This window comes from Streptomyces sp. NPDC048297 (assembly GCF_043201585.1).
Classification (GTDB): Bacteria; Actinomycetota; Actinomycetes; order Streptomycetales; family Streptomycetaceae; genus Streptomyces.
In genome coordinates, this window is sequence record NZ_JBICZA010000009.1 from 60,277 (window position 1) to 67,740 (window position 7,464).

Here is a 7,464-nt window from a genome sequence, read left to right on the forward strand (position 1 = left end):
ACGAGCGGGTGAGGTCCGAGCAGGGCCTGCGGGTGGGCGCGTCGGCGAGCGGCCGGGGCGCCCACCCGTACCCGTACCCGTACCGGGTCGTCCCGTCGCTGGTGCGGCGGTTCGCCACCTCGCTCGCCGCCCGGGGGTTCACCCAACAAGTTGATTGAATCAATAATGCATAGTGCAGTCATGACAGACATCGAGTTCGCATGGACCGCACTGGGCGGCGATCCCGCCCTGGTTCCCCGTGTGTCCGCTGTCGAGCGCCCGGGAGCCCTGGAAGCGCGCCTGCCCGTACGGCAGTTGGCGCGTGCGTGCGTCGGCGCGTGTGCGCTGGCCGCGGCCGAACTGGGGGCGCGGCGGGCCGGGCTCGCCGAGGTGCCGGGGGTCCGGGTGGACGACGGCGCGGTCGCCACCGCCTTCCGCAGCGAGCAGTCGCTGCACGTCGACGGGCGGCAGCCGGTCGTCTTCGCGCCCCTGTCCCGGTTCTGGCGGACGGCCGACGGCTGGGTGCGCACGCACGCCAACTACCCGCACCACCGGGCCCGGTTGCTCGGCGCGCTGGGCCTTCCCCGGGGCGCCTCGGTGGCGGACGTGGCCGGCCGACTCGCCGAACGCCCCGCCCTGGAGGCCGAGGAGGCGGTGTACGGCGCCGGGGGCCTCGCCGTGGCCCTGCGCACGCCCGCGCAGTGGGCGGGCCATCCGCAGGCCGCCGAGGTGGCCGCACGGCCGCTGGTGGAGCACGCGAGGCCGGGCTCGGCGCACGCGCGCGTGCTCCCGCCGCTCGACCCGGCCGCCGCTCCCCTGCTGCCCGCCGCCGGGCTCCGTGTCCTCGACCTGACGCGCGTGCTGGCGGGGCCCGTCGCCACCCGCACCCTCGCCCTGCTCGGCGCGGACGTCCTGCGCGTGGACGCCCCGCAGTCGCCCGAACTCCCCGACCTGCACGCCGACACGGGCTTCGGCAAGCGGTCGGCGACCCTCGACCTGGCCGCCGGGCGGGACACCTTCGAGGAGCTGCTGGCCTCGGCCGACGTCGTGGTCACCGGCTACCGTCCGGGCGCCCTCGACCGGTTCGGGCTGTCCCCCGAGGCGCTGGCCGAGCGGCGCCCGGGACTGGTCGTGGCGCAGGTCTCGGCGTGGGGCGCGTACGGGCCCTGGGGCGGGCGGCGCGGCTTCGACAGCCTGGTGCAGGTCGCGACCGGCATCGCGGTGACCGAGGGCTCGGACGGGGAGCCCGGCGCGCTGCCGGCCCAGGCCCTGGACCACGGCACCGGCCATCTGCTGGCGGCGGCGGTGCTGCGGGCGGTGACCGAGCGGTCGTACGACGGACGCGGCCGGAGCGTGCGGCTGGCGCTCGCCCGGACCGCGCGCTGGCTCACCGACGGGATCCGGTCGGCCCCGGACACAGGTGCCGCGTACGAGGGGCCGGACGCCTGGCTGACGGAGACGGACAGCCGCCTCGGCCGGCTCCGGCACGCCCGGCCGCCGGTCTCCTTCACCGGCGGCCCGGCCGGCTGGACGCGCCCGCCGGTGCCGTGGGGCTCGGACGCGCCGACCTGGACGCGGTCAAGCTGATTCAGCCGGGTTGATTCAGTCGGGTTGATCAGCCGTTGGTGACCATCACCTTGAGCGCGGTGCGTTCGTCCATCGCCTTGTAGCCGTCCGGTACACCCTCGATGCCGACGGTCATGTCGAACACCGGGCTGGGGTCGATCGTGCCGTCGAGGACGTCGGGCAGCAGGTCGGGGATGTACGCGCGGACCGGGGCGACGCCGCCGCGCAGGGCGATGTTCCGGTCGAACATGACGCCGAGGTCGAGGCCGGTGCCGCTGCCGTGGGGGACGCCGACGAAGCCGATCGCGCCGCCGCTGCGGGTGATGTTCACGGCCGTCCGCATGGACTGCTCGGTGCCGACCGCCTCGACCACGGCGTGCGCGCCCTGGCCGCGGGTGAGGGCGCGGACGGCCTCGACGGCCGCTTCCCCGCGCTCGGCGACGACGTCGGTGGCGCCGAAGCGGCGCGCGATGTCGGTGCGGACCTCGTGGCGGCCCAGCGCGATGATCCGCTCGGCGCCGAGCCGCTTGGCGGCCAGCACCGCGCACAGGCCGACCGCGCCGTCACCGACCACGGCGACCGTGGCACCCGGGCGGGCGCCCGCGCCGAGGGCGGCGTGGTGGCCGGTGCCCATGACGTCGGAGAGGGTCAGCAGGGCCGACAGCAGACGGTCGTCGGAGGCCGCCTCCTTGGGCAGCCGGACCAGGGTGCCGTCGGCGAACGGGACGCGCACGGCCTCGCCCTGGCCGCCGTCGTAACCGACCGAGCCCCAGAAGCCGCCGTGCTCGCAGGAGGTCGTCAGGCCCTCGCGGCAGTACTCGCAGACGCCGTCGGACCACATGAAGGGCGCGACCACGAGGTCACCGCGCCGCACGGTGCCCACCTCGGAGCCGGTCTCCTCGACGACGCCGAGGAACTCGTGCCCGATGCGCTGGCCCGGCTGCCGGGCCGCCTCACCGCGGTAGGCCCACAGGTCGCTGCCGCAGATGCAGGCGCGCAGCACGCGGACGACGGCGTCGGTGGGCAGTTGCACCACGGGCTCGGGAACGTCCTCCACGCGCATGTCGTACGGGGCGTGGATGGTGGTGGCGCGCATGGCGAGGATCCTTCTCGTACGGGGCTGTGGTGCGCTCAGGGGGTGGTCGAGCGCACTTCACCGTACGTCGCCGCACCCGCGGGCCGCTCGCCGAGGGTGCCCGGGGCGGGCGGCTGCCAGCCCGGCCCCCGCAAGAGGCGCCCCACGCGCTCGCGCCGGCCGGAGGCTTCCTTGAGGTCGCGCGCGATGGACATGTACTCGTGCGTGGCCACCTTGATCGGGTTGAACGTGTTGATGTTCTTGGTCAACCCGTAGACGGGCCGCTCCACCTCGGCCACGAAGGTGCCGAAGAGGCGGTCCCAGAGGATGAGGATCCCGCCGTAGTTCCGGTCGAGGTAGCCGCCCTGGGAGGCGTGGTGCACGCGGTGGTGGGGAGGCGTGTTGAACACGGACTCGAACCACCGGGGCATCCTGTCGATCCGCTCGGTGTGGATCCAGAACTGGTAGACGAGGCTGACCGAGGAGCAGAAGGCCAGCGCGGCCGGGTGCACGCCCAGGGCGACGAGTGGGACGTAGAACGGCCAGGACGTCAGCGACGTCCAGGGCTGGCGCAGTGCCGTGGTGAGGTTGAACTTCCTGCTGGAGTGGTGGACGACGCGGCAGGCCCACAGGATGCGGATCACGTGGTGGCCGCGGTGGGACCAGTAGGAGAAGAAGTCCTGCGCGAGCAGCATCAGCGGCACCGTCCACCACAGGACGGGCACGCGCAGCGGGGTGAGCGCGTAGAGCGCCGTGTAGATCGCGACGACCGGGACCTTCCACAGGGCGTCGAAGAACAGGCTGCCGAGCCCCATGGACAGGCTCGCCGCGGCGTCCTTCGTCTCGTACCCGGCGGCGTCCTCGTCGGGACGGCGGCGGACGCTGATCATCTCGACGACGGTCAGCAGGATGAAGGCCGGTATCGACCAGATCACGACGTCGGGGAGATTCGGCATGCGTGCACGGTAGAGCCGCCGGACCGTCACGGCCAGAGGTTGTTACCGAGAAGTATCGGGCCGGGCGGGGCCCGCGCCTACACGCCCACCGCTCCCAGCAGGCTGCCCGCCGCGTACGTCACGCCCATCGCGAGCGCGCCGCCCACCACGTTGCGCAGCACCGCCCGCTTCGCGTCCGCGGCCCCCAGCCGGGCGCTGCACCACCCGGTGAGCACCAGCGCGGCCAGGACGGAGACCACGGTCACCGGGAGCCGCCAGCCGGCCGGCGGGAGCACGATGGCCAGCAGGGGCAGCAACGCGCCCACGGTGAAGGCCAGGAAGCTCGCCCAGGCCGCGTGCCAGGGGTTGGTCAGCTCGTCCGGGTCGATGCCCAGCTCCACGCGCGCGTGGGCCCTCAGGGCGTCCCGCGCGGTGAGTTGCTCGGCGGCCTCCAGGGCCACCTCCCGGGTCAGGCCGCGCGCCTCCAACAGCTCGGTCAGCTCGACCAGTTCGGCCTCCGGCTGTTCGGTCAGCTCGCGCTTCTCCATGGCCAGCGCGGCCAACTCCGAGTCGCGCTGCGTGGAGACGGAGACGTACTCGCCCGCCGCCATGGACATCGAGCCGGCCAGCAGCCCGGCGAGGCCCGCGGTGAGCAGGGTGGCCCGGTCCCCGGTCGCGCCGGCGACACCGACGACGATGCCCGCGGTGGAGACGATGCCGTCGTTGGCGCCCAGTACGGCCGCGCGCAGCCAGTTCAGGCGCGAGCCGAGCGCGCCCTGGTGGGCCTCGTCATGGGTTGGTTCCGTCACATGACGGAGGATCGCACTTCGGAGGCGACCGCGCCCGCACCGACCCCCGAGGGAACTCGGCCCGCCACCGGACGAGTTCTCGGCGATACGGCACGCGAGTACGGCACGCGAGCACCGCATGCGAGCACCGCGCTCAGGCAGCGGGGACGAGCGCCGCACGCGCGTACGGGGGCCGAGCGGAGGGCCGAGCAGGGGGGCGGGCGCGGGACGGCGGGCCGGGCCCTGCGGGACGGTGCTGTCAGTCGTGGCCCGTATCCTCAATGACCATGCTCGAAGACCGTGCGACCGCAGTGTCCTCCCCCACCCAGTGGCCGGCCGCGTATCCGAAGGGATACGCGGTCGTTGACGTGGAGACCACCGGCCTGGCCCGGGACGACCGGATCATCTCGGCGGCCGTCTACCGGCTGGACGCGCGCGGCGAGGTCGAGGACCACTGGTACACGCTGGTCAATCCGGAGCGAGATCCGGGACCCGTGTGGATACACGGCCTGACGAGCGACGTGCTGGAAGGTGCCCCGCTCTTCCCGGAGGTCGCCGAGGAGTTCGCGGCCCGCCTGGACGGCCGGGTGCTGGTCGCGCACAACGCGGTCTTCGACTGGCAGATGATCGCCCGGGAGTACGCGCGTGCGGAGCGCGAGGCGCCGGTGCGTCAGCGGCTGTGCACGATCGCGCTCTCCAAGGAACTGGCGCTGCCGCTGCCCAACTTCAAACTGGAGTCGCTCGCGGCGCACTTCGGGGTCGTACAGCAGCGGGCGCACCACGCGCTGGACGACGCGCGCGTGCTCGCCGAGGCGTTCCGGCCCAGCCTGCGGGCCGCGGCGGCGGGCGGCGTACGGCTGCCGCTGCTGGAGTGCCGGCCGCTGACGGAGTGGTCGGACACGCCCCGGATCGGCCGGCAGGCGAGCGGGGGCTACGGCGGTTACCGGCCGGGCAGTTGGCGCCCGTCCCGGAAGCGGCCCGCGTGCCCGTACCCCAACCCGGGCCGCTACGAGGACGGCAGACGCCTCAAGCAGGGCATGCGGGTGGCGTTCTCCGGGGACACCTCCACCGAGCGGGAGCTGCTGGAGGACCGGGCGACCGAGGCCGGGCTGCACGTGGCGACGAGCCTGTCCCGGCTGACCAGCCTGCTGGTCACCAACGACCCCGACTCGGGCACCTCGAAGGTGGTCAAGGCCCGTCAGTTCGGCACGCCGGTCCTCGACGAGGCCGCGTTCGGCCAGCTACTGAGGGACGTCGAGCCGGCGGACGGATGACGGGCCGTGATGACGGGCCGTGATGACGGGCCGTGATGATGGGCCGTACGGACGGGTGATTCCCCGCGACTCGCCCGGCGCCCGCTCGCCCGGACGTCGGTGACGGCTCACGCTGTGCCGCATGGCGACATGTGAAGTTTGCGGCAATGACTACGGAATGACCTTCGAGGTCCACGCGCAGGGCGCTGTGCACGTGTTCGACTGCTTCTCCTGTGCGATCCATCGCATGGCCCCGATCTGCGAACACTGCCGGGTGCAGATCATCGGGCAGGGCGTCGAGGTGGAGGGTCACTGGTACTGCGGCGCCCACTGCGCGCGCGCCGAGGGCAGGGCGGGGGTGGTGGACCGGGTGTGACCCGGCTCCGCGCGAAGGCACGCCAGGACACGACACGCCAGGACCGGCATGCCCCGCCGGGACACGGCGTGCCACGGCGGGGCGCGCCACGACAAGGCACCCCACGACGAGGCACCCCACGGTCCGGGGGTACCGTCGTGGGGTGCACCGCTACCGCTTCCTGCTGACCCGCCAGTGGGTGATCCTCACCCTCTTCGCGATCGCGCTGATCCCCACGATGATCCGCCTCGGCTTCTGGCAGCAGCACCGGTACGACGAACGCACCGCCCGTAACAACCTGGTCTCCGCCGCGCTGCACGCGAAGCCCGTGCCCGTGGAGCGGCTCACCTCCCCCGGACACGCCGTGACCCGCACCGAGAAGTACCGGACCGTCACCGCGACCGGCACCTTCGACACGTCCCGCGAGGTCGTGGTCCGGCGCCGCACCAACGCCGACGACGAGGTCGGCTTCCACGTCCTGACCCCGCTCGTCCTGACGGACGGCAAGGTCCTGCTGGTCAACCGCGGCTGGATCCCCGCGAACGGCGTGCAGACCGCCTTCCCGAAGATCCCCGTGCCGCCGGCGGGCCGGACCACCATCACCGGACGGCTGAAGGCCGACGAGACCACCGCTGCGAGCGGCATCAAGAACGTCGAGGGCCTGCCCGACCGGCAGATCATGCTGATCAGCAGTGCGGAGGAGGCGCGGCGGCTGGGCGCGAAGGTCCTCGGCGGCTACGTCGAGCAGACCGCGCCGGAGCCGAAGGACGGCTCGCCGGAGCAGATCTCCAGCCCCGGCAGCGAGGACGCTCCGCTGAACTACGCGTACATGATCCAGTGGTGGCTGTTCGCCGCGGCCGTCCCGGTCGGCTGGTGGTTCCTGGTCCGGCGCGAGATCCGTGACCGCGAGGAGGCCCCGGCCGAAGAAAAACCCGAGACAACGGAACCGGCCACCGTCTGACGGCAGCTACCCCGACGGGGGACCGCAGCCGCCCTGGCGAAGGACCGCAGTCGCCCCGACAGGAGACGGCAGCCATCCGACAGGAGACCGCGCCCACCCCGACGAGAGACCGCAGCCGCCCTGGCAGGAGACGGCAACCGCCCCAGCGAAGGGCGGTGGTCGCACCAGCGAGGAACGGCAACCACCCCGGCGAAGGACCGCAGTCGCCCCGACAGGAGACGGCAGCCACTCGGCAGAAGATCGCGCCCACCTCGGCGAGAGCCGGCAGCCACCCCGGCAGGAAACCGCAACCGCCCCAGCGAGGGGCGGTGGTCGCACCAGCGAGGAACGGCAACCACCCCGGCGAAGGACCGCAGTCGTCCCCACAGGGGACGGCAGCCATCCGACAGGAGACCGCGCCCACCCCGGCGAGAGACCGCAGCCGCCCTGGCAGGAGACGGCAACCGCCCCAGCGAAGGGCGGTGGTCGCACCAGCGAGGAACGGCAACCACCCCGGCGAAGGACCGCAGTCGTCCCCACAGGGGACGGCAGCCATCCGACAGGAGACCGCGC

7 protein-coding genes are annotated in these 7,464 nt (G+C 73.4%); 4 read left to right on the forward strand and 3 right to left on the reverse strand.

Annotation, left to right across the window (positions count from 1 at the left end):
• Nucleotides 1-180 precede the first annotated feature (180 nt).
• The gene (locus tag ACGFYV_RS12195) at nt 181-1,566 is read left to right on the forward strand and encodes a CoA transferase (protein WP_393878270.1); all 1,386 of its coding nucleotides are present in this window, start codon (nt 181-183) and stop codon (nt 1,564-1,566) included.
• A 28-nt stretch (nt 1,567-1,594) separates the two neighbouring features.
• Here the strand turns inward: ACGFYV_RS12195 and ACGFYV_RS12200 are convergent, their stop codons facing one another.
• From ACGFYV_RS12200 to ACGFYV_RS12210, 3 genes are all read right to left on the reverse strand, one after another.
• Nucleotides 1,595-2,641 carry a zinc-dependent alcohol dehydrogenase family protein gene (locus tag ACGFYV_RS12200; RefSeq protein ID WP_393878271.1) on the reverse strand — a complete coding sequence of 349 codons (1,047 nt, stop codon included), beginning with the start codon at nt 2,639-2,641 and terminating at the stop codon, nt 1,595-1,597.
• Nucleotides 2,642-2,676: 35 nt separating this feature from the next.
• On the reverse strand, nt 2,677-3,576 hold the full coding sequence (locus ACGFYV_RS12205; RefSeq protein WP_393878272.1) for a sterol desaturase family protein: 900 nt from the start codon (nt 3,574-3,576) through the stop codon (nt 2,677-2,679).
• Nucleotides 3,577-3,653: 77 nt separating this feature from the next.
• Nucleotides 3,654-4,364, reverse strand: coding sequence for a VIT family protein (locus ACGFYV_RS12210; RefSeq protein WP_393878273.1), 711 nt, complete (start codon nt 4,362-4,364; stop codon nt 3,654-3,656).
• Between the two features lie 266 nt (nt 4,365-4,630).
• Between ACGFYV_RS12210 and ACGFYV_RS12215 the strand changes: the two genes are divergently transcribed.
• The 3 genes from ACGFYV_RS12215 to ACGFYV_RS12225 all read left to right on the forward strand — a co-directional run bounded on the left by ACGFYV_RS12215 (nt 4,631) and on the right by ACGFYV_RS12225 (nt 6,912).
• A complete protein-coding gene (locus ACGFYV_RS12215; protein WP_393878274.1) occupies nt 4,631-5,617 on the forward strand; it encodes a DEDDh family exonuclease in 987 nt (328 codons plus the stop codon).
• 121 nt (nt 5,618-5,738) lie between these two features.
• On the forward strand, nt 5,739-5,972 hold the full coding sequence (locus tag ACGFYV_RS12220) for a hypothetical protein (protein WP_393878275.1): 234 nt from the start codon (nt 5,739-5,741) through the stop codon (nt 5,970-5,972).
• Between the two features lie 142 nt (nt 5,973-6,114).
• On the forward strand, nt 6,115-6,912 hold the full coding sequence (locus ACGFYV_RS12225; RefSeq protein WP_393878276.1) for an SURF1 family protein: 798 nt from the start codon (nt 6,115-6,117) through the stop codon (nt 6,910-6,912).
• The last annotated feature ends 552 nt before the right edge of the window (nt 6,913-7,464 follow it).

Bases quoted from the DNA above. Each gene is read 5' to 3' on its own strand.
- ACGFYV_RS12195 (WP_393878270.1), top strand. From the start codon at position 181: ATGACAGACATCGAGTTCGCATGGACCGCACTGGGCGGCGATCCCGCC.
- ACGFYV_RS12200 (WP_393878271.1), bottom strand. From the start codon at position 2,641: ATGCGCGCCACCACCATCCACGCCCCGTACGACATGCGCGTGGAGGAC.
- ACGFYV_RS12205 (WP_393878272.1), bottom strand. From the start codon at position 3,576: ATGCCGAATCTCCCCGACGTCGTGATCTGGTCGATACCGGCCTTCATC.
- ACGFYV_RS12215 (WP_393878274.1), top strand. From the start codon at position 4,631: ATGCTCGAAGACCGTGCGACCGCAGTGTCCTCCCCCACCCAGTGGCCG.
- ACGFYV_RS12220 (WP_393878275.1), top strand. From the start codon at position 5,739: ATGGCGACATGTGAAGTTTGCGGCAATGACTACGGAATGACCTTCGAG.